Consider the following 26,987-nt stretch of genomic DNA (forward strand, 5'->3'; position numbering starts at 1 on the left):
CGCGATAGGCGGGGCCACGAAAGGGTCAGGCAATATTCAGATATTTGTGCGTCTGCATCGACAGGCGCCAGTTGCGCGCAATACAGGTTTCAATGCACAGGCGCGTTGCATCGTCTTTCTGGCTGATAGGCTGCAGGGCAATCACCCGCTGCTTTTCATCCGTCAGGGTGGCCAGCAGTTCATCCAGCGCTTCGATATCACGCACACGCCCTACCGGGTGCTTAATCTCATCCGCGCGCTCCAGCGCCTGAGACAGCACGTCATACCCACCGCGCATATTTACTTTTGGCGATACCGTCACCCAGGTGGTGTGCGAGCAGCGCACTTCATGGGTGCCGCTGGTTTCGATCTGGCAGCTGTAGCCGTTCTTTTCGAGCAGCTCGGTCAGCGGGGTCAGATCGTGGATGCAGGGTTCACCGCCGGTGATCACGACGTGACGGGCCGTCCAGCCCTGACGGCCAATAATGGCCAGCAGATCTTCGGCACTGCCCGCGCCCCACTTATCGCTCTCTTTGGTTTTCGCCAGAATGCTAAACAGCGACACTTCCCGATCTGCGAGCTTATCCCACGTATGTTTGGTGTCACACCAGGCACAGCCAACCGGGCATCCCTGTAAACGAATGAAAATAGCGGGAACGCCAGTAAAGTAACCCTCGCCTTGCAGGGTCTGGAACATCTCGTTAATCGGGTACTGCATAGTCATCTCAGTAAAGGGGATAAACGATAAGTATCGCAGATCCCCGCCGGATGGTCATGCTCCATCGGTGCTTTACGCGCCAATCGCCGCCATGAACCGTTCCGTGATTTGCTGTGGACGGGTGATCGCGCCGCCGACCACCACCGTATGCGCGCCCAGCGCCAGGCATCTGGCCGCACGTTCAGGCGTATCCACGTTGCCTTCGGCAACCACGGGCACCGTCACGGCCGCCAGCACCGCTTTCAGGAAGGCGCAGTCGTTGTCAGGCAACGTATGGCCCGCAGTTTCCGCCGTGTAGCCGTAAAGCGTGGTGCCGACGCAGTCGAAGCCCAGCGCCTGCGCCGTCACGGCTTCCTCCACGGAGGAGATATCCGCCATCAGCAGCACCGCGGGATAGCGTGAGCGGATGCGCGAGACCAGCGTTTCAAGGGATTCGCCGCCAGGACGTTCCCGCGCCGTCGCATCAAGCGCAATGATGTCCGGCGAGACGCTCATGAGCTCATCCACCTCTTTCATTGTCGCGGTGATAAACACCTCGCTTTCGGGATAGTCCCGTTTGATGATGCCGATGACCGGCAAAGACACCTGCTGCTTTATGGCCTCAATATCCACCACGCTGTTGGCGCGAATAGCCGCGGCCCCGCCCTGTGCCGCCGCCAGCGCCATTCTCGACATAATAAACGGGCTGTGCAGCGGTTCATTTTCCAGCGCCTGACAGGAGACGACCAGTTTTCCCTTCAGGGTATCCAGTACAGTTTTCATTACGATAAGATCTCTTCCACTTCGTTTTTGATAATCGTGACGTGCGGGCCATAGATGACCTGAACGCCGTTGCCGCGCACGATAACGCCGCGCGCCCCGGTGGCTTTCAGCGCCGCGTCATTCACTTTGCTGCCGTCTTTAACCGTGACGCGAAGACGCGTGGCGCAGCAGTCCACCTCGTCCAGATTGTCTTTTCCGCCTAATCCGGCGATCACCGCAGCAGCGCGTTAGTTTTGCGGCAGACTGACTTCGTCAGCCATCGCCTCCTTTTCCCGACCCGGCGTCGCGAAATCAAAGCGGTTAATCAGATAGCGGAAGGTAAAGTAGTACAGGAAGAACCACGGTACGCCGACCAGCGGAACGAACATCCAGTTGGTTTTGGCCTCTCCCTGCAAAATGCCGAACAGCACGAAGTCGATGAAACCGCCAGAGAAGGTTTGCCCGATGGTGATATGCAGCATGTGCGCGAGCATGAATGCCAGCCCGTCAAACAGCGCATGGATGACGTAGAGCACCGGCGCAATAAACAGGAACGAGAATTCGATAGGCTCGGTAATCCCTGTCAGGAACGAGGTTAACGCCGCAGAAAGCAGCAGTCCGGCAACGCGTTTTTTGTTCTCGGGTTTTGCCGTGTGGTACATCGCCAGGCACGCCCCGAGCAGGCCAAACATCATCGTAATAAAGCGCCCGGACATGAAGCGTGACGTGCCCTCATAGAAATGTTGCGTGTTCGGGTCAGCCAGCTGAGCGAAGAAGATCCGCTGTGTGCCCTCAACCAGATGGCCGTTGACGATTTCACTCCCGCCAAGCGCGGTGGTCCAGAAAGGCAGATAGAAGATGTGGTGCAGACCGAACGGGCCCAGCATGCGGAGAATAAAGCCGTACAGCAGGGTGCCCAGATAGCCGGTCGCATCCACCAGCCCGCCCAGACCAAAAATCAGCTTCTGGAAATGCGGCCAGACCACGGTCATGAGCGCACCGACGAGTATCGCCGCCAGCGAACTGATAATAGGAACAAAGCGCGAGCCGCCAAAAAAGCCCAGGAACTGCGGAAGCGCAATTTTATTAAACCGATGATGGAGCGCGCAGGTCACCAGCCCAATCACCACGCCGCCAAACACGCCGGTTTCCAGCGTCTGAATACCCAGCGTCATGCCCTGCCCCACGGCCCCCGGGTTCTCATGCGCGAGTTTGCCGGTGAGGATCAGCAGCGCGTTGATGGTGGCATTCATCACCAGAAACGCGAGTAACGCCGCCAGCCCGGCCGTGCCCTTGTCGCTTTTTGCCAGCCCGACGGCCACCCCAACGGCAAACAGCACCGAGAGGTTCGCAAACACGATGGATCCTGCGCTGCTCATGATGGTGAAAATGGCCTGCAGCCAGCTCACGTCTAAAAACGGATAGGCTGCCAGCGTGTTGGGATTCGATAACGCGCCGCCTATCCCCAGCAGCAGACCCGCCGCAGGCAACACGGCAATCGGCAACATAAAGGATTTGCCAAAGCGCTGCGCTTTTTCAAACCATCCTCCTGAAGAAGCCCCACTGAATATTTGCATCATTTTTTCATCCCCTCATTAAACGATGAAAATTTTTACCATATAAATATTTAATAGTGAAAATTATCATCAAAAACCAGGACGACGATCATACTTTTTCAAAATGACTGGCATCTTTCCCCCGCTTTCCGCCACACTAGTCGCAGAGAAACGCATTAAGGATCGAGCATGTCAGACCATGAAAACCTGCTGCTGAAGCTACGCCAGGAGGCTTCCGGGTACAGCCCAACACAACAAAAACTCGGTGAGTTTGTCCTCAGCGATCCAGCCCGGGTGCTCTACCTGACGATCACCGAGCTGGCGCGCGAGAGCCACACCAGCGAGGCCAGCGTCACGCGTCTTTGCCGGACGCTGGGCTGCAAGGGCTATAACGAATTTAAAATGGCGCTTGCGCTGGATATTCAGCAGGGCCAGCCCGCGCGTCAGGCGGCGGATGAGATTGATAACGTGGTGGATGAGTCGGTGCAGGCATTGCAGGATACCGCCAGGCTTCTTGACCGCGCGCTGCTTGAAAAGGCCGCGCTGGCGCTGCATCAGGCGCAGTCGGTGCAGATTTATGGCGTTGCGGCCAGCGCGATCCTCGGGGAGTATCTCCACTACAAGCTGTTGCGTCTGGGGAAACCCGCACAGCTGTTTAGCGATATGCACCGCGCGGCCATGAATGCGACAACGCTTTCAAAAGAGACTCTGGTGGTGGCTATCTCCAGCTCGGGTTCAACGCGGGATTTACTCCACGTGGTGAAACTTGCCAGCAAACGTGGCGTTAAGGTACTGGCTCTCAGCAATACGCCCCGCAGCCCGCTGGCGTCCCTGAGCGACATGCAGTTGGTGGCCGCCAAGCCAGAGGGGCCGCTTAGCGCGGGCGCGCTCAATGCTAAGGTTGGGGTCATGCTGCTGGTTGAGCTGCTGACTACGTCCCTGATTACGCTGGATGGTCATTACGGCGACGTTAGCCAGCAAACAGCCAGCGCCACGCTTCCCCTTTTGCTCTGAAAATCATTCGCAGGCTAAATAAAACAGCCTGCGTCATGTGTCGTCTGATTTACGTTAAGGGTGGGTTAAATCATTTACCCGGTAAATGTTTGGTGTAACAAAGTATTATATTTATTACATTTTGAATTAAGCTAACCACCTGGTGGTGTGGAAACAAAAAACACAAAAATCAATAGGTTAAAATATTAATTTTAATAAATTGAATTTTTACCCAATCTGCAATGTCCAATATCTCCACCTGATTTCCTTTCCTTAAAATAAGCTTAAGACGCCATTGATTTCGGCGTTTTATTATTTAAATGCCGTTTACTTTTGCCCTCCTACAATCCGCCTCATCAATCATAATGAGACGGTATTAATGAAGATGTTATTGATTACAGGCGTGACCGGATTTCTGGGCGGTGCAGTTCTTGAAAAAATACTCACCAACGATCAACCCGTAAAACTGCTTTTGCTCGCGCGTGCCAGCGATCCGCAGAGCGGGCTGGAGCGCGTGCTGGAGAACATGCGCAAGTTCAACGTTCCTGAGGACAAACTGGCCTCTCTGAATGTGGATAATATACTGATTGGCGACCTCAGCCAGCCTGAAGCCTTCCTGAACGATCCCCGTCTGGATCGGGTCACGCATGTCGTGAACTGTGCGGCTGTCGCCTCATTTGGTAACAACCCGCTCATCTGGAAGGTCAACGTTGAAGGAACGCTGGCGCTGGCGCGCCGTATGGAGCAAGTCTCAGGACTGCAGCGTTTCCTCCACGTAGGCACGGCAATGTCATGCACACCGGAGCAGGATTCCCTGGTCGCCGAAAGCGCGGAATTCAGAGAGAATGCTGAACACCTGGTGGAATACACTTATTCGAAGTCAACCATCGAACAGCTGATGCGTCAGGAATGTCCGAACCTGCCGCTGCTCATCGCGCGTCCGTCCATCGTTGTCGGCCATACCCGCCACGGCTGCACGCCGTCGAGCAGCATTTTCTGGGTCTTTAGCATGGGCCTGATGCTGCAGAAGTTTATGTGCTCCATGGAAGACAGGATCGACGTTGTTCCGGTGGATTATTGCGCCGACGCGCTGTTAATGCTGCTGAACAGCAACGCGCGTCCGGGGGAAGTGGTACACATTTCTGCCGGTGAAGAGAACAGCGTTCGCTTTGCGGATATCGATCAGGCAATGGCGCAGGCGCTGGAGAAAGCCCCCGTCGGGGATAAATATGCTCAGGTCAGCTACGAAACGCTGGTCAGAATGCGCCGCGAGTTGAAACATATTTTTGGGCCGTGCAACGAACGTCTGATGCTGAAAGCCATGCGGTTATACGGTGCGTTTGCCACGCTTAACGTGCGCTTCAGCAACGATAAGCTGCTGAGCATGGGGATGCCGAAGCCACCCCGGTTTACGGATTACATCGCCCGCTGCGTGCAAACCACCCAGGGGCTGACGATCCCGGAGCAAATGGCGGTCGATTTTAAATAGCCAAAAAAAATGCCAGTCATTCGACTGGCATTTTCATTTTAAGGCGTAGGCGATTATGCCTGACCTTTGATCTCTTTACGACCGTTGTATGGTGCTTTTTCGCCCAGAGCTTCTTCGATACGAATCAGCTGGTTGTATTTAGCAACACGGTCAGAACGGCTCATAGAACCGGTTTTGATCTGGCCTGCAGCGGTACCCACAGCCAGGTCAGCAATGGTAGCGTCTTCAGTTTCGCCAGAACGGTGAGAGATAACCGCGGTGTAGCCAGCGTCTTTCGCCATTTTGATCGCAGCCAGCGTTTCGGTCAGGGAACCGATCTGGTTGAATTTGATCAGGATGGAGTTAACGATGCCTTTCTCGATACCTTCTTTCAGGATCTTGGTGTTGGTTACGAACAGGTCGTCACCCACCAGCTGGATTTTGTCGCCCAGTACTTTAGTCTGGTATGCGAAGCCAGCCCAGTCAGACTCGTCCAGACCGTCTTCGATAGACACGATTGGGTACTGTTTGGTCAGGTCTTCCAGGAAGTGAGTGAACTCTTCGGAGGTGAACGCTTTGTTGCCTTCGCCAGCCAGAACGTATTTACCGTCTTTGTAGAATTCAGATGCTGCACAGTCCATCGCCAGGGTGATGTCTTTGCCCAGCTCGTAGCCTGCAGCTTTTACTGCTTCTGCGATAACAGCCAGTGCTTCTGCGTTAGAACCCAGGTTTGGCGCATAGCCACCTTCGTCACCAACAGCCGTGTTCATGCCTTTAGCTTTCAGAACTTTAGCCAGGTTGTGGAACACTTCAGAACCCATACGTACCGCTTCTTTCAGGGATTTCGCGCCAACTGGCTGAATCATGAATTCCTGAATATCAACGTTGTTGTCTGCGTGCTCACCACCGTTGATGATGTTCATCATTGGTACAGGCATGGAGTATTTGCCTGGGGTGCCGTTCAGTTCAGCGATGTGCTCGAACAGTGGCATACCTTTCGCAGCCGCAGCCGCTTTGGCGTTTGCCAGAGAAACAGCCAGGATTGCGTTCGCACCGAAGTTAGATTTGTTTTCAGTACCGTCCAGATCGATCATGATCTTGTCGATGCCAGCCTGGTCTTTGGCGTCTTTGCCAATGATTGCCTGAGCAATAGGACCGTTTACAGCGCCAACCGCTTTCAGTACGCCTTTACCCAGGAAGCGAGATTTGTCGCCATCGCGCAGTTCCAGCGCTTCGCGGGAACCGGTAGAAGCACCTGATGGAGCAGCAGCCATACCAACGAAACCACCTTCCAGGTGAACTTCGGCTTCAACGGTCGGGTTACCACGGGAGTCGATGATTTCACGACCGATGACTTTAACGATTTTGGACATTAGATTTTCCTCAGTACAAGTTAAACTAAAACTCCAGACAAACAACGCGTACCAAAGGTACGCGTTGCCGTTCTAACTTTTTTTACTTCGCCTGACGCTTCTGGTAGTCGCTGGCGGCCTTCACAAAGCCTGCAAACAGCGGATGCCCGTCACGTGGCGTTGAAGTAAATTCCGGGTGGAACTGGCAGGCGACAAACCACGGATGGTTTGGCACTTCAATGATCTCGACTAACTGATCATCCCCGGAGCGTCCCGCAACACGCAGGCCCGCGGCTTCAATAGGTTTCAACAACATGTTGTTGACTTCATAGCGGTGACGATGGCGCTCGGTGATGACCGGCTCGCCATACAGCTTGCGAACCACGCTATCGTCAGTCAGCTGGCAGGCCTGTGCGCCAAGACGCATGGTGCCACCCAGATCGCTCTTCTCGGTACGGACTTCGACGTTACCTTCTTCGTCACGCCATTCGGTGATAAGCGCCACAACAGGGTACTTACAGTCTGGCACAAATTCCGTAGAGTTCGCGTTTTCCATTCCCGCTACGTTGCGCGCAAATTCGATCAGCGCAACCTGCATACCCAGACAGATGCCGAGGTATGGAATATTGTTTTCACGCGCATAGCGCGCGGTGGCGATCTTGCCTTCTACACCACGGTAGCCGAAGCCGCCAGGGATAAGAATAGCATCCAGATCTTTCAGGATTTCAACGCCACGCGTTTCAACATCCTGCGAATCAATCAGCTTGATGTTCACGGAGACACGGTTCTTCAGACCACCGTGTTTCAACGCTTCGATCACGGACTTGTAGGCATCCGGCAGCTCGATGTACTTGCCGACCATACCGATAGTCACTTCGCCTGCCGGGTTGGCTTCTTCGTAAATAACCTGTTCCCATTCAGACAGGTTGGCTTCCGGACAGTTCAAGCTGAATCGTTTACAAATATAATCGTCCAGGCCCTGAGATTTCAACAGGCCCGGGATTTTATAAATGGAATCGACATCTTTCATTGAAATAACGGCTTTTTCAGGCACGTTACAGAACAATGCAATTTTCGCACGTTCGTTCGCCGGCACCGCACGATCGGAACGGCAAACCAGGATGTCTGGCTGAATACCAATGGAGAGCAACTCTTTAACAGAGTGCTGAGTCGGTTTGGTTTTCACTTCACCTGCGGCGGCCATGTACGGCACCAGCGTCAGGTGCATGAATAGCGCGTGTTCACGGCCAATGTCTACCGCCAGCTGACGAATCGCTTCCAGGAATGGCAGGGATTCGATATCACCCACGGTACCGCCGATTTCAACCAGCACCACGTCGTGGCCTTCGCCACCCGCAACAATGCGTTCTTTGATGGCGTTAGTGATGTGCGGGATAACCTGAACGGTGGCCCCCAGATAATCACCACGGCGCTCTTTACGCAGAACGTCGGAGTAAATGCGGCCGGTCGTGAAGTTGTTACGACGGGTCATTTTGGTGCGGATGAAACGCTCGTAGTGGCCAAGATCCAGATCGGTTTCAGCGCCGTCTTCAGTAACGAACACTTCCCCGTGTTGGATTGGGCTCATGGTGCCCGGATCGACGTTGATGTACGGATCCAGTTTCATCATGGTCACATTGAGGCCACGGGCTTCAAGAATGGCTGCGAGGGAGGCTGCGGCAATGCCTTTACCCAGAGAGGATACGACCCCGCCGGTCACAAAAATATAGTTCGTTGTCATGCTGAACCTGAGAAGTTAGGGTGAAACGATGGAATAACCAGGACGGGAAAGTAGTATACCCGAACACGGCGAGCGCCACAAACTTTCATTCTCCGTCTCCATTCCAGGCCATGACAAACATAAGGAGTGAGAAAATAGCCCCTTTTGGGTAAATGTTTTTGACGCAAATCAAGCGCTTGTCATTTAAAAAATCACACAAATTGCGCTTGATCGCAAAATGTCGTTAGAGATCAGTTTCCTGGCGCTTTACTTCCTGCCAGACTTCTTCCATCGCGTCGAGGTCAATACCGCTCATTTCCAGGCCTCGCGAGGCGACAATCCGCTCTACTTCGCGAAAGCGGCGTTCGAATTTCAGGTTGGCTTTTTGCAGTGCCGTTTCCGCTTTTACACCCAGGTGGCGAGAAAGGTTGACGGTCGCAAACAGCAGATCGCCCATCTCTTCCTCAAGCTTTGCTTCATCCACCACCGCCTGCTGCGCTTCGTGCATGACTTCGTCAATCTCTTCGTGCACTTTATCCAGCACCGGGCCGAGGGAGGTCCAGTCAAACCCCACCGCGGAGCAGCGTTTCTGGATTTTGTGCGCGCGCATCAGCGCGGGCAGGCTCAGCGGGATATCATCCAGCGCGGAGTGCTGGGATTTTTCTGCCCGCTCTGCGCTTTTGATCTGCTCCCAGCGGGCCAGCACTTCGGTGCTGTTTCCTGCGGTAGCATCACCGAAAATATGGGGATGACGGCGCTCAAGCTTGTCGCTGATGGCAGCGCAAATATCGTCAAAGTTAAAGCGCCCTTCTTCCTGCGCCATCTGCGCGTAGAACACCACCTGGAACAGCAGATCGCCCAGCTCGCCGCGCAGGTCGTCAAAATCTTCACGTGAAATGGCGTCCAGCACCTCGTAGGTCTCTTCAAGGGTGTACGGGGCGATGGTGGCGAAAGTCTGCTCTTTGTCCCACGGGCAGCCGTTTTCCGGGTCGCGCAGGCGTGTCATGATGCCGAGCAGGCGGTCGATTTGAGTCATAGTTCTGTCCTGATGAAAAAATGCCGGGTGGCGGCATTGCCTTACCCGGCCTACGGAAGAGGATGTTTAGCCGCCGTGCAGACGACGCGCGTCAATCACATCCGGCACCTGGTTCAGCTTGCCGAGCACGCGGCCCAGCACCTGCAGGTTGTAGATTTCGATAGTCATATCGATGGTGGCAAGCTGCTCGCGGGTATCGCTGCGGCTGGCGACGCCCAGCACGTTGACCTTCTCGTTGGCGAGAATAGTCGTGATGTCGCGCAGCAGGCCGCTGCGGTCGTTGGCGGTAACGCGCACCACCAGCGAGTAGCCAGCGGAATAGCTTTCCCCCCAGACCGCTTCCACGATGCGCTCCGGCGCATGGGACTGCAGCTCGGCAAGCTGGTCGCAGTCGGAACGGTGAATCGAAATTCCGCGCCCCTGGGTGATAAAGCCGACGATATCATCCCCTGGGATTGGCTGGCAGCAGCGAGCAATGTGGTGCATCAGGTTACCGACACCTTCGACCACCACGCGGCCGTTGTCCTTGCTGCGCTGCTGCGGCGCGTAGGTTTTCTGCTGCAGCTGCTTCAGCGCCGCCGCGTCCTGCTCTTCCGCGCTTGGCTTATTGAACTGCGCCTGCAGGAAATTCACCATCTGATTCAGACGAATATCACCGCCGCCAATGGCCGCTAACAGCTCATCAAGCTCGTTGAAGTTGTAGCGCGGCAGCAGGAATTTCTCCGCCTCTTTCAGGCTGATTCCAATATGCTCCAGCTCGTCGTCGAGGATCTGACGACCGGCAAGGATATTCTTGTCACGATCCTGTTTACGGAACCAGGCGTGAATTTTCGAGCGTCCGCGGCTGGTGGTGACATACCCCAGGTTCGGGTTAAGCCAGTCCCGGCTCGGGTTCGGCTGCTTCTGGGTAATGATTTCAATCTGGTCACCCATCTGCAGCTGATAGGTGAACGGTACGATACGCCCGCCAATTTTCGCCCCGATGCAGCGGTGCCCCACATCGCTATGGATGTGGTAGGCAAAATCGAGCGGCGTAGAGCCGGCCGGCAGGTCAACAACGTCCCCTTTCGGCGTAAAGACATACACCCGATCGTCAAAGACCTGGCTGCGCACTTCGTCGAGCATCTCGCCGGAATCGGCCATCTCTTCCTGCCACGCAATCAGCTTACGCAGCCAGGCAATGCGGTCTTCGTGGCCTGAACGCGCCCCGCCGGACGTGCCTTCTTTGTATTTCCAGTGCGCGGCAACGCCCAGTTCGGCATCTTCATGCATCTGTTTGGTGCGGATCTGAATCTCGACCGTTTTACCGCCCGGGCCAAGCACCACGGTATGGATAGACTGATAGCCGTTCGGTTTGGGGTTAGCGACATAGTCATCGAACTCATCCGGCAGATGACGGAAGTGAGTGTGTACTATCCCCAGCGCGGCGTAGCAGTCCTGCAGACGCTCCGCCACGATACGCACGGCGCGCACGTCAAACAGCTCGTCAAAGGCGAGGTGTTTCTTCTGCATTTTGCGCCAGATGCTGTAGATGTGTTTTGGTCGACCGTAGACTTCGGCGCGCACGTTCTCTTCTTTCATCGCCTGACGCAGGCCGCCGACAAACTCCTCGATATAGTGCTCGCGATCGATACGGCGCTCGTGCAGGAGTTTGGCAATCCGTTTATATTCCGCCGGGTGCAGATAGCGGAAGCAGTAATCTTCCAGCTCCCATTTCAGTTGACCAATCCCTAAGCGGTTCGCCAGCGGCGCATAGATGTTTGTACACTCTTTGGCGGCCAGCACGCGCTCGTCTTCCGGTGCATCCTTCACCTCTCGCAGGTGGGCAATACGCTCGGCCAGCTTGATGACCACGCAGCGGAAATCATCCACCATGGCCAGCAGCATCCGGCGAACGTTATCGACCTGCTCTGAGGAGACGGAATCGGTGTGCGCGGCTTTAAGCTGGCGGATAGCCGCCATATCGCGTACGCCGTGGATCAGCGCGACGACGGATTTCCCGACGCTGTCGCGCAGCACGTCTTCGCTGACCACGTCCGCATCCGCGAGGGGGAACAGCAGGGCGGCCTGCAGCGTTTCGATATCCATGTTCAGCATGGACAGGATTTCAACCATCTCCACGCCGCGCCACAGGAGAAGATCGGCGTCGGGATGCCCCTGCGTGGTGCGCAGACAATAGGCCCAGGTTTCGGTTAAGCGTTCACACGACTGCTGGCTGGAAATTCCCAGACTTGCGATCCATTTTTGTGGGTCAAACTCCCCAGCTTTATTGAGATGTGCACTTCTTACCGCAACCATTGTCCTCTCCTTTAGGGACCAGGGCCTGTCGAAGTCGACAAGCCAAACAAATTAGATGTGCTCGAACAACACCATCGATTCCAGATGCCCAGTGTGCGGGAACATGTCCAGCATTGCCAGACGCTGAATCTGGTAACCCGCGCTGAGTAATGCCTCGCTGTCCCGGGCAAGCGTTGCCGGGTTACAGGAAACATAGACCACACGCTTCGGCGCGAGTTTAATAATATGTGCCATCACGCCCGGGGCACCGGCACGTGCCGGGTCGAGCAAAATTTTATCGAAGCCCTGTTTTGCCCACGGCTGTTGGGTGACATCTTCCTCAAGATTTTGATGAAAGAATGTCACATTTTGCAAGCCGTTCTGCCGCGCGTTCTCCTGCCCTTTCGCCACCAGCGCTTCAACGCCTTCCACGCCGACGACGCTGGCCGCTTCTCGCGCCAGCGGCAGCGTGAAGTTGCCCATTCCGCAGAACAGATCGAGCACCCGGTCGCTTTTCTGAACATCCAGCCACGCCAGCGCTTTCGCCACCATCTGCTGGTTAACGCCATCATTGACCTGAATAAAATCCCGCGGGCTGAACGTTAAGCGTAGCCCGTTTGACGCATACCAGGGCGCCTCACCGGTAACCTGTTCAAGTATCTCGCTTTGTGGTGCAAGGAAAAGCGCCAGGTCGTGGGAATGCGAAAAGCGTTCCAGTTTTTCGCGATCTTTTTTCGACAACGGCGCGGTATGGCGCAGCACCATCAGCGGGCCATTGTTTGCCATGACCAGTTCGACATGCCCAAGATGGCGAACGCCGTCCAGCCCGGAGAGGCAGATGCGCACTTCCGGAAGCAATGCCTCAAGATGGGGCACCAAAATGGGGCACTGCTTCACATCAACGATGTCGCTGGAGCCAGCCTTGCGAAACCCCATCTCCAGCCGCTCCGTTTTTGGCTGATAGCTGAGGCTCAGCCGCGCGCGACGACGATAGCCCCAGGGCGCATCGGCAAGAATTTCGTTAACGTCATGTTTAAGCAGACGCGCCAGCGCGCGGCTTTTGCTTTTTTGCTGTAATTCTGTGCTCGCGTGCTGTTGCTGGCAGCCGCCGCACACGCCAAAATGGGGACAGCGGGGCGCCACACGCTCCGGGCTATCGTTGAGGCGACGCTTAACCTGCCCGCGCGCAAACTGGCGTTTATCTTCCGTCAGCGTAATTTCTGCTCGTTCTGCTGGCAGTAAACCTGTTATAAACAGAGCCTTACCATTGTGGCGTGCCACTCCCTGACCAAACGGATCAAGGTCCGTGGCCTCAACAGTGATGATTTGACGCGTCGTCACGCGTCGCTTTGCAGAGTAGAATTGCGCCATCGCCGAGATTTTTCTCACATAAACATAATTATCTTAATTGTCCCATAACGGAACGCCATGACCAACTACAGCCTGCGCGCGCGCATGATGATTTTGATCCTCGCCCCCACCGTTCTCATCGGTTTGCTGCTGAGTATCTTCTTTGTGGTGCATCGCTATAACGATTTGCAGCGACAGCTGGAGGATGCAGGCGCCAGCATTATCGAACCGCTTGCCGTCTCCAGCGAGTACGGCATGAACCTGCAAAACCGCGAATCCATTGGGCAGTTAATCAGCGTACTCCACCGCCGCCACTCGGACATCGTACGCGCCATTTCCGTTTACGACGAACATAACCGCCTGTTTGTCACCTCGAACTTTCATCTCGATCCGGCGGCCCTGAAGATCCCGGACGGTACGCCATTCCCGCGTCACCTCACCGTACTGCGGCGCGGCGATATCATGATCCTGCGCACGCCGATCGTATCAGAAAGCTATTCCCCCGATGAGTCTGCGCAATCCGACGCCAAATCCAGCAATAATATGCTGGGATATGTGGCGCTGGAGCTGGATCTCAAATCGGTCCGGCTACAGCAGTACAAAGAGATTTTCATCTCCGGCGTGATGATGTTGTTCTGCATCGGCATTGCGCTGATCTTCGGCTGGCGCCTGATGCGCGACGTGACGGGTCCCATCCGCAACATGGTTAACACGGTTGACCGCATCCGCCGGGGACAGCTCGACAGCCGTGTGGAAGGGTTTATGCTGGGCGAGCTGGATATGCTGAAAAACGGCATCAACTCGATGGCGATGTCGCTGGCGGCCTATCACGAAGAGATGCAGCACAACGTTGACCAGGCGACGTCCGACCTGCGCGAAACGCTGGAGCAGATGGAGATCCAGAACGTTGAGCTGGATCTGGCGAAAAAGCGCGCTCAGGAAGCGGCGCGTATCAAATCGGAATTCCTTGCCAATATGTCGCACGAGCTGCGCACGCCGCTCAATGGCGTGATTGGCTTTACCCGTTTGACCCTGAAAAGCGAGCTGAATCCTACTCAGCGGGATCACCTGCACACCATTGAACGCTCGGCCAACAACCTGCTGGCGATCATCAACGACGTGCTGGACTTCTCCAAGCTGGAAGCGGGCAAGCTGATCCTCGAGAGTATTCCCTTCCCGCTGCGCAGCACGCTCGATGAAGTGGTGACGCTGCTCGCGCACTCGTCGCACGACAAAGGCCTGGAGCTGACGCTTAACATTAAAAACGACGTGCCGGATAACGTTATTGGCGATCCGCTGCGCCTGCAGCAGGTCATTACCAACCTTGTCGGGAACGCCATTAAATTCACCGAAAGCGGTAATATCGACGTCCTGGTAGAGAAACGCTCGATCAGCAGCAATAAGGTCCAGATTGAAGTCCAGATCCGCGATACCGGCATCGGCATTCCGGAGCGCGACCAGTCGCGTCTGTTCCAGGCGTTCCGTCAGGCGGATGCCAGTATCTCCCGCCGTCATGGCGGCACCGGTCTGGGGCTGGTGATCACCCAGCGTCTGGTGAACGAGATGGGCGGCGATATCTCTTTCCACAGCCAGCCAAATCGCGGTTCAACTTTCTGGTTCCACATTAATCTGGACCTCAATCCGAACGTGCTGACCGATGGCCCGGTGACGGACTGCCTGAAAGGCAAGCGTCTGGCCTACGTTGAACCTAACGCTGCGGCGGCGCAGTGTGCGCTCGACATCTTAAGCACCACGCCGCTGGAGGTGGTCTATAGCCCAACCTTCTCCGCTCTGGCCGTTGAGCATTATGACATCCTGCTGATGGGGATCCCGGTCACCTTCACCGGCGAGCTGACCATGCAGCAGGAGCGGCTGGCGAAAGCCGCGTCGATGACCGACTACCTGCTGCTGGCGCTGCCTTGCCACGCGCAGCTGAATGCAGAAGAGTTGAAAAATGACGGGGCCGCCGCCTGCTTGCTTAAACCGCTCACCGCGACCCGCCTGCTGCCTGCGCTCACGGAATATTGCCGTCTTAGCCAGCATGCCCTTCCGCTGATTAACGATGAGCAAAAATTGCCGATGAGCGTGATGGCGGTGGATGATAATCCGGCCAACCTGAAGCTCATTGGCGCATTGCTTGAAGACCAGGTTCAGCATGTTGAACTGTGCACCAGCGGCGCGCAGGCGGTTGAACAGGCTAAGCAGATGCAGTTTGATTTAATCCTGATGGATATTCAGATGCCGGGCATGGACGGCATTCGGGCCTGCGAGCTGATCCACCAGCTGCCGCATCAGCAGCAAACGCCGGTTATTGCTGTCACCGCGCACGCGATGGCGGGCCAGAAGGAGAAGCTGCTGAGCGCCGGGATGAATGACTATCTGGCAAAGCCCATCGATGAAGAGAAACTTCATAGCCTGCTGTTGCGCTACAAGCCGGGTCATATTGGCGGAACGTACACGGTTTCCAGCGAGCAGTCTGAGATAAGCGTTAATCAGAACGCCACCTTTGACTGGCAGCTTGCGCTGCGCCAGGCGGCGGGTAAACCCGATCTCGCCCGCGACATGCTGCAAATGCTGGTCGCGTTTCTACCGGAAATTCGCAATAAGGTGGAAGAGCAGCTGGTGGGTGAAAACCCGGAAGATCTGCTGGACGCAATCCACAAGCTGCACGGCAGCTGCGGGTACAGCGGCGTACCGCGGCTGAAAAACCTCTGCCAACTGCTGGAGCAGCAGCTGCGTGCGGGCACGCCGGAATCGGAGCTTGAACCGGAGTTCCTGGAGCTGCTGGATGAAATGGATAACGTGACGCGCGAAGCGATGAAGGTGTTGGGGAGCTGAGGTAGAAGCCCGGTGGCGCTACGCTTACCGGGCCTACAGGTGCACTAACGTAGGCCGGGTAAGGCGAAGCCGCCCCCCGGCAATCCCAGCTAAAATGCCTGCCCCACTTTCAGCACCGCCGCGATATTTCTTGCGGCCATCCTGACGTTCTCGCCGGCATTTTCCAGCGCGTCTTCCAGCGAGCAGATGGTGTAGATCACGCTAAACACCGCATCAATGCCGTGATCGTGTACCACGCCAACGTCCGCCGTCAGGCTTCCTGCAATGCCGATAACGGGTTTGTTAAAGCGTTTCGCCACCTTCGCCACCCCCACCGGGACTTTGCCGTGGATCGTCTGGCTGTCAATGCGGCCTTCTCCCGTGATCACCAGATCCGCATCGGCCACCTGGTCGGCCAGGTGTAGCGCATCGGTCACAATCTCAATGCCCTGGCGCAGCTGCGCGCCGCAAAAGGCGTAGAGCGCCGCGCCCATGCCCCCCGCCGCGCCGCCGCCAGCAAGGTTTAGCACATCAATATCCAGGTCCCGGGCAATCACGCTCGCATAGTGCGCAAGCGCGTTGTCCAGGGTGACGATCATCTCGGGTGTGGCCCCCTTCTGCGGGCCAAATACGGCTGACGCGCCGTCCTTCCCGGTAAGCGGATTGGTTACATCGCAGGCCACCTCAATCCGGCACTCCGCCAGACGTCTGTCCAGCCCGCTCAGGTCGATACGCGCGAGTTTTCCCAGCTCGCCCCCGCCCAGCCCAAGAGGCTGTTCATTGTCGTCCAGCAGCCTCGCACCCAGCGCCTGCACCATGCCTGCGCCGCCGTCATTGGTGGCGCTGCCGCCAATGCCAATAATGATATGCTTAACGCCCGCATCCAGCGCGTGACGAATCAGTTCGCCCGTGCCCCAGGAGGTGGTTTTCAGCGGATTACGCAGCGAAGGTGCAACCAACTCCAGGCCGCTTGCCGCCGCCATTTCAATAAAGGCGCTCTGCTTATCTCCGGACAAGCCATAGAACCCCTCCACGCGCTCGCCCAGCGGGCTGGTCACCGGAACATGCACAATGCTTCCCTGCGTTGCAGCGATCATCGCCTCAACCGTCCCTTCGCCACCGTCCGCGACCGGCAGTTTCACATAAACCGCCTCGGGAAAGATCTCGCGAAAACCACGTTCTATCGCTGTCGCAACCTCAAGCGCACTCAAACTTTCCTTATACGAGTCCGGTGCGATAACAATTTTCATAAGCCATCCTTACGCATAGTCGTTACGTTAAGCATACACCACGTAAAAGACCGCCAGTGGGAGCGGTCCCAATGCGTTTATCGTACCATGCACGGACGTTTATTGTCGAATGCCCAGTCCGGGATCAAATACTGCATCGCCATCGCATCGTCGCGCGCGCCCAGACCGTGTTTCTGATACAACTCATGGGCCTTCATGACCTGATCCATATCCAGCTCAACCCCCAGCCCCGGCGTGGAAGGCACCTGCACCATGCCTCCTTTGATCTCAAACGGCTGCTTAGTCAGACGCTGATTACCTTCCTGCCAGATCCAGTGGGTGTCGATAGCCGTGATGGTGCCCGGCGCGGCGGCGGCGACGTGCGTGAACATCGCCAGAGAGATATCAAAGTGGTTGTTGGAGTGCGAACCCCAGGTCAGGCCAAACTCATGGCACATCTGCGCCACGCGCACCGAGCCCTGCATCGTCCAGAAGTGCGGGTCAGCCAGCGGAATGTCGACTGACTGGAGGGATAAGGTATGCCCCATCTGACGCCAGTCGGTAGCAATCATATTGGTCGCGGTTGGCAGCCCTGTAGCGCGACGGAATTCCGCCATCACTTCACGGCCAGAGAAGCCTTGTTCAGCGCCGCATGGATCTTCCGCATATGCCAGCACGCCTTTCAGCTGCTTGCCGATCGCGATCGCTTCATTAAGCGACCAGGCGCCGTTCGGATCCAGCGTCACGCGCGCCTGCGGGAAGCGTTTTGCCAGCGCGGTGATGGCTTCCGCCTCTTCTTCCCCGGCCAGCACGCCGCCCTTCAGTTTAAAATCGTTGAAGCCATATTTCTCGTAAGCGGCTTCCGCCAGGCGCACCACCGCATCCGGGGTCATTGCCTCGTCGTGGCGAAGCCGGTACCAGGCGCATTGTTCTTCGGGCTGGCTCTGGTAAGGCAGTGGCGTCAGCTTGCGGTCGCCGACAAAGAACAGATAGCCCAGCATTTCCACTTCGCTGCGCTGCTGCCCCTCGCCCAGCAGCGACGCAACGTTAACGCCCAGATGCTGGCCCAGCAGATCCAGCATCGCGGCTTCAATTGCGGTCACCACGTGGATAGTGGTGCGCAGATCGAAGGTCTGCAGGCCCCGGCCCCCGGCATCGCGATCGGCAAAGGTATTGCGCACGGTGTTGAGGACATTTTTGTATTCGCCCAGCGTTTTGCCCACCACCAGCGGAATGGCCTCTTCCAGGGTTTTGCGGATCTTCTCCCCGCCCGGAATTTCGCCCACGCCGGTATGGCCAGCATTGTCTTTGATAATGACAATGTTGCGGGTAAAGAACGGGGCGTGCGCGCCGCTCAGGTTCATCAGCATGCTGTCATGGCCCGCTACCGGAACAATCTGCATGGCGGTGACGACAGGGGTAGATAAAGTACTCATCATTCAATCCTTTTATCAGTGACGTCCGAAAACAGGGCGCTTACGGTCAAATGTCCAGCCGGGAATAAGGTACTGCATCGGGCCCGCGTCGTTACGCGCGCCGCCCGGCAATTTTTTATACGCCTCATGGGCTTTCTGGATCCGATCCCAGTCCAGCTCCACGCCCAGGCCCGGCGCATCCGGTACGGCAATTTTGCCCTCTGTGATTTCCAGCGGATTTTTCGTCAGGCGGGCTTCCCCTTCCTGCCAAATCCAGTGGGTGTCGATGGCGGTCGGGTTACCCGGCGCTGCGGCGCCAACGTGGGTAAACATCGCCAGCGAAATATCAAAGTGATTGTTCGAGTGACAGCCCCAGGTGAGCCCCCAGTCATCGCACAGCTGGGCCACGCGCACTGCGCCGGAGAGCGTCCAGAAGTGCGGGTCCGCCAGCGGTATGTCGACGGCGTTCAGCATCACCGCGTGACCCATTTCGCGCCAGTTCGTGGCAATCATATTGGTCGCCACCGGCAGCCCGGTGGCACGACGGAACTCGGCCATGACTTCGCGGCCCGAGAAGCCCTGCTCCGCGCCGCAGGGGTCTTCCGCATAGGTCAGGACATCCCCCAGCCCTTTGCACAGGCTAATGGCTTCATCCAACAGCCATGCGCCGTTGGGATCGACGGTGATCCGTGCATCCGGGAAGCGCCGTTTCAGCGCCCGGGCCGTTTCAATCTCCTGCTCGCCGGGCAGTACGCCGCCCTTCAGCTTGAAATCCTTAAAGCCGTAGCGATCCTGCGCCGCCTCGGCCAGCCGCACCACCGCGTCGCTGGAGAGCGCTTCCTGGTGGCGCAACTGATACCAGTCGTGGTCGCCCGCGGTTCGGGCCAGATAGGGGAGATCGGTTTTATTGCGATCGCCAACGTAGAACAGATAGCCCAGCACGGTGACTGCATCGCGCTGTTTGCCGGGCCCCAGCAGTTCGCAGACCGGGACATTGAGCGCCTTCCCCAGTAAATCAAGCAGAGCCGCTTCCAGGGCGGCAACCGCGTTGACGCGCAGTTCAAACGTCCAGGCACCTTTTCCGAACGTCTCAAAGTCTGCCGACTGATTGCCCTTATGCACCCGCTGAACCACCTTGTTCAGGCGGGCAATCTCCTGCCCCACGACCTGCGGAATGGCATCGACCAGCGTCTGGTAAATCACCTCTCCGCCTGGCGCCTCGCCCACGCCGGTATTTCCTGCGCTGTCTTTTAGCACGACGATATTACGGGTAAACCAGGCGTTATGCGCACCGCCAATATTGAGCAGCATGCTGTCCTGCCCGGCCACCGGGATGACCTTCATCTCCGTGACGGTTGGGCTCGATTGCGTTGTCATCAGCCACGCTCCGCAACAGGTTTAAGTTCGACGCGTTTGATATCCCCCACCAGCACCAGGTAACTCAGCACCGCCACCAGCGCATGCACACCCACGTAGATTAGCGCACCGTTGAACGATCCGGTGGTGCCGACGATGTAGCCGATAGCGATGGGTGTAACAATCCCGGAGATATTGCCGAACATGTTGAACAGACCGCCGCTCAGGCCGCTGATCTCTTTCGGGGCCGTATCCGCCATCACCGCCCAGCCCAGCGCGCCAATGCCTTTGCCGAAGAAGGCCATCGCCATAAAGCCGATAATCATCCACTCGGCATTGACGTAGTTACAGAACACCATGGTCATGGAGAGCAGCATGCCGAGCACGATAGGCGTTTTACGCGCGATGTTCAGGGAACCGGTGCGGCGCATCAGCCAGTCGGAAATGACCCCGCCGAGCACGCCTCCCACGAAGCCGCAGATGGCCGGAACCGAGGCGACAAACCCCGCTTTAAGAATCGACATGCCGCGTGCCTGCACCAGGTAAACCGGGAACCAGGTGATGAAAAAGTAGGTCAAGGCGTTGATACAGTACTGGCCCAGATAGATCCCGATCATCATGCGCGAACCGACGAGCTGCCTGATCTGCGCCCATTTCTGGCTGAACGGGACTTTCGCCGTCGAGGATTTCTGATCCATGTTGATCAGCGCGCCGCCTTCTGCGATGTACTCCAACTCTTTTTTGTTTACGCCAGGATGCTGGTTGGGTTCGTGGATCACTTTCAGCCAGATAAAGCTGATGACGATCCCGAGTCCACCCATAAAGAAGAACACGTGCGACCAGCCCACCTCATGGGTCAGCCAGCCCATAATGGGCGCAAAGATCACCGTCGCGAAGTACTGTGCGGAGTTAAAAATCGCCACCGCCGTTCCCCTCTCCTGCGCCGGGAACCAGGCCGCCACAATGCGGCTGTTGCCCGGGAAGGAAGGCGCTTCCGCTAACCCCACCAGGAAGCGCAGCGTGAAGAGCGCCACGATAATGCCGAAGCCGCTGAAGATATCGACGAAGCCCTGCAACAGGGTAAACATCGACCAGATAAAGATGGACCAGAAATAGACCCGTTTAGAGCCAAAGCGGTCCAGCAGCCAGCCGCCAGGAATTTGCCCGATGACGTAGGCCCACGAGAAGGCGGAGAAAACGTAACCCATGCCCACGGGATCGAGGCCGATATCTTTTGCCATTTCCGAGCCGGCAATCGACAGCGTGGCGCGGTCACCATAGTTAAAGGACGTGACGATAAACAGCATCACCACTATCCAGTAGCGGGCATTGGTGCGCTTTTCAGCGCTGCTCGCTGCGTGGCTTAATGAACTCATTGTTGCACTCCTGAAACATAGCTTTCGCCTGGTTCATTCTGTACAGCACCGGTAGGGTAAGCAGAATGAGATAGATTTTGTCGTTTTGGTACGGCCTGAAGCCGTTTTATCGTGACCGGAAAAGTATATGAAGGAGTGCCTCTTCACCTCACCGTGCAAAAACACAGTATTAAAGGGTGTAAGGGAGGTTGTTTAGGGCATAAGCCCAGAGGAGTGGAAGGTGGTTCACGGAAATGGCGTTTGGGGCAGGGGGTAATGCCGGGTGGCGGCTACGCCTGACCCGGCCTGGAAAACCCGTAGGCCCGCGCAAGCGAAGCGCCGCCGGGCAGAGTGTTATTTGAGAAGTGAGGCCCAGTTCTCCACCCACGGGTTTGATTCGCTTTCTGGCTCCGGGTGCTCACCCGCATCAATCAGCAGCATCTCGCCCACGCGCTGGGCGCACTGCTCCTGCAGGAGCGCATCGAACTGCTTGCCGCCGCCGCAGAAGTTTGCGTAAGAGCTATCGCCGAGGGCGATGATGCCGTAGTGAACATCTGGCTGATAGCCAAGCTGGTCTTTAATGCCCTGGAACAGCGGCACGATGCTGTCCGGCAGATCGCCCTGCCCGGTGGTGGAGGTCACCACCAGAATGTATTTATCTTTATACTTTTCCCAGTCCGCCAGCTCCGGATCTTCATAGACCGTGGCTTTATGGCCCTGGCTTGCCAGAATCGCCTCCGCCTCTTCCGCGACCAGCAGCGAGTTGCCGTACATTGTGCCGACAAAAATGCCTACTTCAGCCATGCTATTTTCCCATATTGAATGCGCTTACTCTTCATCCTGAACGTTGCCCGATACAAACTCAACCCTTTCATTTTCGGGGAGTTGTCCGAGCCAGCCAAACTGTGACAGCGCCTGCATCCAGACGTCGTCCAGCCCCGCACGGATAGTCAGCGGCTCGCCGGTAAACGGGTGCGTCAGGCTGAGCTCGCTTGCGTGTAACATCAGACGATGGCAGCCAAAGTGCTCGGCCGCGCTGCGGTTCTGGCGCAAATCACCGTGTTTGCTGTCGCCAATAATCGGGTGGCGCAGATGCGCAAGATGGCGTCGCAGCTGGTGCTTACGCCCGGTTTTGGGCAGAAGCTCAACCAGGCTGTAGCGTGTGGTCGGAAATTTGCTGGTGGCCACCGGCATTTCCGTCGTCGCCATGCCGCGATAATCCGTCACGGCGGGCTGCGGGCCTTTATCATCGCGGGCAAATTTATCGGCAATTTTGTCCAGTTCCTCCACCAGCGGGTAGTCCAGGGTGGCAGACTCGGTCAGCCAGCCACGCACGACCGCGTGGTAGCGCTTCTGGATCTGGTGCTGTTCGAACTGCTGCGCCAGCACACGGCCAGCTTCGCTGGAAAGCCCCATCAGCAGCACGCCGGAGGTCGGCCGGTCGAGGCGATGGGCGGTAAATACATGCTGACCAATCTGGTCGCGAACGGTCTGCATCACCACCACTTTCTCGTCGCGATCCAGCCAGCTGCGGTGCACCAGCCAGCCTGACGGTTTATTCACCGCCACCAGCCACTCGTCCTGATAGAGGATCTCAAGCGTCATGCATCTTCACCGGCAAACAGGGCATCCAGTTTTTCCAGTTCGACCAGCATGACGTCGCGCGCAGGGTGCGTCGCTTCGAGCGCCATTTCATAATAGGGAGAGACAGCAAACGCCTGCGGCAAGGGGTGCCCCCCCTCAAGCAGGGCGTGCATGCGCGGAATTAACACCCACTGCAGCCACTCAAACGGGGCCAGCGTATCCAGGCAGAAGGGCTGGGTGCTGGCGAACGCTTCTGGCTGCGGCGCGGTCTCCTGCCACAGCTGATGTTGGCGCAAAAGGGCTTCGATGGCGTGCAACTGAGCACGAACGCTATCGTGTTGCGTCATAGTAACCTCAACTGAAAATGTGAACGGCGCGCAGCATAGCATTGCGAAAGGCAGAAATAAAAAAAGGGAGCACTGTAAAAACAGTGCTCCCGGTTCGTTCCGCAGCATTCCAGCTACAATTCGTGCTCCCTGCTCATCCGTGACAACTTTTCCTGAAGCCCGAAGGCCTGGTCATCCGTCTACCTTTCGCATCCTGCACACATCTTCCTGACGTGTTTGTTTCATCCTGAAACGTCCTGGCCTTCCTGACCCACCGACCATCCTGACCGGCTCTCGTTCTCCTTCCTGGAGGTGTCCCTTACGCATCCTGCGTTATCCACTTTGCTTCATCCTGAAGCCTTCCTGCAGCGCCATCCTGACGAGTCCTGTGTGAGAAACGCCATCATCCTGATGTTCGTTTCTCGTGTCGGCTTCCTGTCGACGGAGATAGAATCCGCTATTCCGCTTCGTCTTACAACCCACTCAGCCAGCGTTGTAAGACGCCGGGACTCCCTAAAAATAATAGGATGAACAACTAATGCATTGAAAAATAGAGTGATATTAATCTGAATTTAATGAGGTAATACTGAATGTTCCAGCGATCTCTCACAAACCTTGTAAGAGATCTCTCACACGCGCTGTAGCAGCATGGATTACAGAAGGGGCTCAAGTCGGGTGAGGAAATCCGCAAGAGAGGGGGCGAGAGTCTCGCGATTGCGGGTACCGATAGTCTCTTTAATCACTTCACCTGACAGGTTACAGACGGAGATAACGTCCAGCTCGCTGTCCAGCGTGGCGATAAAGAGCGTCGGAGAAAGCTTAAGGCGCTTTTGCGTGACCAGATGACCGATCAGGTTTTCCTGAACACGCTGCAGATCGTCTTCGCTCCAGGTCTGCAACAGCGTCAGCGTCATGTCCGCAAAGCGCGCAGGCATATCCCCTGCAAACTGCGTGGCATAAAACGCATGAACCGCTGGTTGTACCACAATGTCCATTGCCCGTTCAACCGCATTTACATTCTGCTCGCCGGTATTCGGCTTCGGCTGCCAGATCACGTAATCATCAAGCGAAGAGATAATGCATGGCGAAGGGACGCCATATAAATCAGCGCTTTGCGGCCACGTGCCCTGCTTTTCATGCCATGCGTCGCAGTAGCGGGTCGTAAAGGTAGTGAGGGCATTTGCAGTTTCGATGTCCACCGATTTCTCTCTTCTTGTCAGACAGGATAAACTCAGGCCATAAGTGTACCTGTAAAGTGGCTATGAAACATGTCTTACGAAAATCATCAGGCGTTAACCGGCTTAACGCTGGGTAAATCGACCGATTACCGCGATACCTACGATGCAAGCCTGCTGCAGGGCGTGCCGCGTAGCCTGAACCGCGATCCTCTGGGACTGCACGCGGACGCGCTGCCGTTCGTGGGTGGCGATATCTGGACGCTGTACGAACTCTCGTGGCTCAACGCGCGCGGCCTGCCGCAGGTGGCGGTGGGCCACGTTGAGCTGGACTACGCCAGCGTGAATCTCGTCGAGTCGAAAAGCTTTAAGCTCTATCTCAACAGCTTTAACCAGACCAAATTCAACAGCTGGGAGGATGTTCAGCACACCCTGGAACGTGATTTAAGCGCCTGCGCGCAGGGAAAGGTGAGCGTCTCACTGTATCGCCTGCACGAGCTGGAAGGCCAGCCGGTCGCCCACTTCAACGGAACCTGCATCGACGATCAGGACATCGAGGTGGAGAATTATGAATTCAGCGCGGACTACCTCGAAAACGCGGCGAGCGGCAAGGTGGTCGAAGAGACGCTGGTCAGCCACCTGCTGAAATCCAACTGCCTGATCACGCATCAGCCGGACTGGGGCTCGGTGCAGATCCAGTACCGCGGCCCGAAAATTGACCGGGAAAAGCTGCTGCGCTACCTGGTGTCGTTCCGCCATCACAATGAATTCCACGAGCAGTGCGTGGAGCGCATCTTTAGCGATATTCAGCGCTTCTGCCAGCCAGAAAAATTGAGCGTTTACGCGCGCTACACCCGCCGCGGCGGTCTGGACATTAACCCGTGGCGCACCAATACCGATTTTGTGCCGGCGACGGGCCGGCTGGTGCGTCAGTAATATAAATATTTTCACAATATGCGCGGTATCTTCCGCGCTTTAGGTTGTGAAACGTCACGCGCCAGGGCTATTGTAATCAACAGGGAAAGACGATAATCGTCCCGTAAGGAGCTCACTTGATTACACATATTAGCCCGCTTGGCTCAATGGATATGTTGTCGCAGCTGGAAGTGGACATGCTTAAACGCACGGCCAGCAGCGATCTTTATCAACTGTTTCGTAACTGTTCACTTGCCGTTCTGAACTCCGGAAGCCTGACAGATAACAGTAAAGAACTGCTGTCCCGCTTCGAAAGCTTTGATATCAACGTGCTGCGCCGCGAGCGTGGCGTGAAGCTTGAAGTCATCAACCCGCCGGAAGAGGCGTTTGTCGACGGACGCATCATCCGTTCACTTCAGGCTAACCTGTTTGCCGTGCTGCGTGACATCCTGTTTGTTAACGGGCAGATCCACAACGCAGGCCGTTTCCAGCATCTCGATCTGGAAAGCTCGGTCCATATCACCAACCTGGTGTTCTCCATTTTGCGCAACGCCCGTGCCCTGCACGTGGGTGAAGCGCCGAACATGGTCGTCTGCTGGGGCGGTCACTCCATTAACGAAACCGAATACCTTTATGCGCGTCGGGTGGGTACCCAGCTTGGCCTGCGCGAGCTGAATATCTGTACCGGCTGTGGTCCGGGTGCGATGGAAGCGCCAATGAAAGGTGCCGCAGTGGGTCACGCGCAGCAGCGCTACAAAGAGGGACGGTTTATCGGCATGACCGAGCCGTCCATCATCGCCGCAGAGCCACCTAACCCGCTGGTTAATGAACTGATTATCATGCCGGATATCGAGAAACGTCTTGAAGCGTTTGTCCGTATCGCCCACGGCATCATCATCTTCCCGGGCGGCGTGGGGACAGCGGAAGAGCTGCTCTATCTGCTGGGTATTCTGATGAACCCGGCCAACAAAGATCAGGTTCTGCCGCTGATCCTGACCGGACCAAAAGAGAGCGCCGACTACTTCCGCGTGCTGGACGAGTTTATCGTGCACACGCTGGGTGAAGCCGCGCGTCGTCACTATCGCATCATCATCGACGATGCTGCGGAAGTGGCGCGTCAGATGAAAAAAGCGATGCCGCTGGTGAAAGAGAACCGTCGCGATACCGGGGATGCCTACAGCTTTAACTGGTCAATCCGCATTGCACCGGATCTGCAGATCCCGTTCGAGCCTTCACACGAGAACATGGCGAACCTGAAACTTTACCCGGATCAGCCGGTGGAAGTCCTGGCCGCCGATCTGCGTCGCGCCTTCTCCGGGATTGTGGCGGGCAACGTCAAAGAGGTCGGTATCCGCGCCATTGAGCAGTACGGTCCGTACAAGATCCACGGCGATCCGGAGATGATGCGCCGTATGGATGACATGCTTCAGGGCTTTGTCGCCCAGCACCGCATGAAGCTGCCGGGCTCAGCCTATATTCCTTGCTACGAAATCTGCACCTGACGCTTAGCGATATCTCATCAAAGCCGGGTCGCCCTGTTGCGCGTCCCGGCTTTTTTTATTCCTGATGTAATTCATAGGCATCACTTATATCTTTTACAAAGTTGTCACATACGCAAACGATTA

20 protein-coding genes and 1 pseudogene are annotated in these 26,987 nt (G+C 56.5%); 5 read left to right on the forward strand and 16 right to left on the reverse strand.

Annotated elements, in window-relative coordinates:
• Positions 1-25: 25 nt before the first annotated feature.
• From queE to ACMWJS_RS08675, 3 genes and pseudogenes are all read right to left on the reverse strand, one after another.
• Positions 26-697 carry a 7-carboxy-7-deazaguanine synthase QueE gene (gene queE, locus ACMWJS_RS08665; RefSeq protein WP_021241905.1) on the reverse strand — a complete coding sequence of 224 codons (672 nt, stop codon included), beginning with the start codon at positions 695-697 and terminating at the stop codon, positions 26-28.
• A gap of 72 nt (positions 698-769) precedes the next feature.
• Positions 770-1,459, reverse strand: a complete 690-nt coding sequence (locus ACMWJS_RS08670; RefSeq protein WP_414746948.1) for an N-acetylmannosamine-6-phosphate 2-epimerase — start codon at positions 1,457-1,459, stop codon at positions 770-772.
• Positions 1,459-3,018: pseudogene (locus ACMWJS_RS08675) on the reverse strand (PTS transporter subunit EIIC). The gene ACMWJS_RS08670 and the pseudogene ACMWJS_RS08675 overlap by 1 nt, the downstream one beginning before the upstream one ends.
• A gap of 165 nt (positions 3,019-3,183) precedes the next feature.
• Between ACMWJS_RS08675 and ACMWJS_RS08680 the strand changes: the two are divergent.
• Together ACMWJS_RS08680 and ACMWJS_RS08685 are read left to right on the forward strand one after the other, a co-directional pair.
• Positions 3,184-4,008 carry a MurR/RpiR family transcriptional regulator gene (locus ACMWJS_RS08680; protein ID WP_414746949.1) on the forward strand — a complete coding sequence of 275 codons (825 nt, stop codon included), beginning with the start codon at positions 3,184-3,186 and terminating at the stop codon, positions 4,006-4,008.
• 358 nt (positions 4,009-4,366) lie between these two features.
• The gene (locus ACMWJS_RS08685) at positions 4,367-5,476 is read left to right on the forward strand and encodes an SDR family oxidoreductase (protein WP_248222218.1); all 1,110 of its coding nucleotides are present in this window, start codon (positions 4,367-4,369) and stop codon (positions 5,474-5,476) included.
• A gap of 53 nt (positions 5,477-5,529) precedes the next feature.
• Here the strand turns inward: ACMWJS_RS08685 and eno are convergent, their stop codons facing one another.
• From eno to rlmD, 5 genes are all read right to left on the reverse strand, one after another.
• On the reverse strand, positions 5,530-6,828 hold the full coding sequence (eno, locus tag ACMWJS_RS08690) for a phosphopyruvate hydratase (protein ID WP_024909267.1): 1,299 nt from the start codon (positions 6,826-6,828) through the stop codon (positions 5,530-5,532).
• A gap of 82 nt (positions 6,829-6,910) precedes the next feature.
• On the reverse strand, positions 6,911-8,548 hold the full coding sequence (pyrG, locus tag ACMWJS_RS08695; RefSeq protein ID WP_032648095.1) for a glutamine hydrolyzing CTP synthase: 1,638 nt from the start codon (positions 8,546-8,548) through the stop codon (positions 6,911-6,913).
• A 223-nt stretch (positions 8,549-8,771) separates the two neighbouring features.
• Positions 8,772-9,563, reverse strand: coding sequence for a nucleoside triphosphate pyrophosphohydrolase (mazG, locus tag ACMWJS_RS08700; protein ID WP_414746950.1), 792 nt, complete (start codon positions 9,561-9,563; stop codon positions 8,772-8,774).
• Positions 9,564-9,629: 66 nt separating this feature from the next.
• Complete coding sequence (gene relA, locus ACMWJS_RS08705; RefSeq protein ID WP_008499628.1) at positions 9,630-11,861, reverse strand: GTP diphosphokinase; 2,232 nt, start codon at positions 11,859-11,861, stop codon at positions 9,630-9,632.
• A 51-nt stretch (positions 11,862-11,912) separates the two neighbouring features.
• Positions 11,913-13,211: a 23S rRNA (uracil(1939)-C(5))-methyltransferase RlmD gene (gene rlmD, locus ACMWJS_RS08710; protein WP_048029198.1), complete on the reverse strand. Its 1,299-nt coding sequence runs from the start codon at positions 13,209-13,211 to the stop codon at positions 11,913-11,915.
• Between the two features lie 57 nt (positions 13,212-13,268).
• On the opposite strand from rlmD, the gene barA reads away from it, so the two are divergent.
• On the forward strand, positions 13,269-16,028 hold the full coding sequence (gene barA, locus ACMWJS_RS08715) for a two-component sensor histidine kinase BarA (RefSeq protein ID WP_414746951.1): 2,760 nt from the start codon (positions 13,269-13,271) through the stop codon (positions 16,026-16,028).
• Between the two features lie 89 nt (positions 16,029-16,117).
• Here the strand turns inward: barA and ACMWJS_RS08720 are convergent, their stop codons facing one another.
• The 8 genes from ACMWJS_RS08720 to syd form a co-directional block, all read right to left on the reverse strand.
• Entirely contained in the window at positions 16,118-17,257 is a 1,140-nt protein-coding gene (locus tag ACMWJS_RS08720; RefSeq protein WP_414746952.1) for a glycerate kinase, read from the reverse strand.
• A 77-nt stretch (positions 17,258-17,334) separates the two neighbouring features.
• Complete coding sequence (gene gudD / locus ACMWJS_RS08725) at positions 17,335-18,675, reverse strand: glucarate dehydratase (protein ID WP_414746953.1); 1,341 nt, start codon at positions 18,673-18,675, stop codon at positions 17,335-17,337.
• Between the two features lie 12 nt (positions 18,676-18,687).
• A complete protein-coding gene (locus ACMWJS_RS08730; RefSeq protein WP_063622376.1) occupies positions 18,688-20,028 on the reverse strand; it encodes an enolase C-terminal domain-like protein in 1,341 nt (446 codons plus the stop codon).
• Positions 20,028-21,383 carry a galactarate/glucarate/glycerate transporter GudP gene (gene gudP / locus ACMWJS_RS08735; protein ID WP_262821365.1) on the reverse strand — a complete coding sequence of 452 codons (1,356 nt, stop codon included), beginning with the start codon at positions 21,381-21,383 and terminating at the stop codon, positions 20,028-20,030. The genes ACMWJS_RS08730 and gudP overlap by 1 nt, the downstream gene beginning before the upstream one ends.
• A gap of 333 nt (positions 21,384-21,716) precedes the next feature.
• Positions 21,717-22,166: a flavodoxin gene (locus tag ACMWJS_RS08740; RefSeq protein WP_414746954.1), complete on the reverse strand. Its 450-nt coding sequence runs from the start codon at positions 22,164-22,166 to the stop codon at positions 21,717-21,719.
• Between the two features lie 24 nt (positions 22,167-22,190).
• A complete protein-coding gene (gene truC, locus ACMWJS_RS08745; protein WP_414746955.1) occupies positions 22,191-22,967 on the reverse strand; it encodes a tRNA pseudouridine(65) synthase TruC in 777 nt (258 codons plus the stop codon).
• Positions 22,964-23,293 (reverse strand): YqcC family protein, encoded by a 330-nt coding sequence (locus tag ACMWJS_RS08750; protein WP_023309024.1) that lies wholly within the window; start codon positions 23,291-23,293, stop codon positions 22,964-22,966. The genes truC and ACMWJS_RS08750 overlap by 4 nt, the downstream gene beginning before the upstream one ends.
• A 632-nt stretch (positions 23,294-23,925) precedes the next feature.
• Positions 23,926-24,471: a SecY-interacting protein gene (syd, locus tag ACMWJS_RS08755; protein ID WP_045908467.1), complete on the reverse strand. Its 546-nt coding sequence runs from the start codon at positions 24,469-24,471 to the stop codon at positions 23,926-23,928.
• Positions 24,472-24,540: 69 nt separating this feature from the next.
• Between syd and queF the strand changes: the two genes are divergently transcribed.
• Both queF and ppnN read left to right on the forward strand, forming a co-directional pair.
• A complete protein-coding gene (gene queF, locus ACMWJS_RS08760) occupies positions 24,541-25,383 on the forward strand; it encodes an NADPH-dependent 7-cyano-7-deazaguanine reductase QueF (RefSeq protein WP_063622377.1) in 843 nt (280 codons plus the stop codon).
• Between the two features lie 116 nt (positions 25,384-25,499).
• Positions 25,500-26,864, forward strand: a complete 1,365-nt coding sequence (gene ppnN / locus ACMWJS_RS08765; RefSeq protein WP_008499641.1) for a nucleotide 5'-monophosphate nucleosidase PpnN — start codon at positions 25,500-25,502, stop codon at positions 26,862-26,864.
• The last annotated feature ends 123 nt before the right edge of the window (positions 26,865-26,987 follow it).

The sequence above is a fragment of the Enterobacter sp. HK-058-C-ECC genome (assembly GCF_047531125.1).
GTDB lineage: Bacteria > Pseudomonadota > Gammaproteobacteria > Enterobacterales > Enterobacteriaceae > Enterobacter > Enterobacter quasiroggenkampii.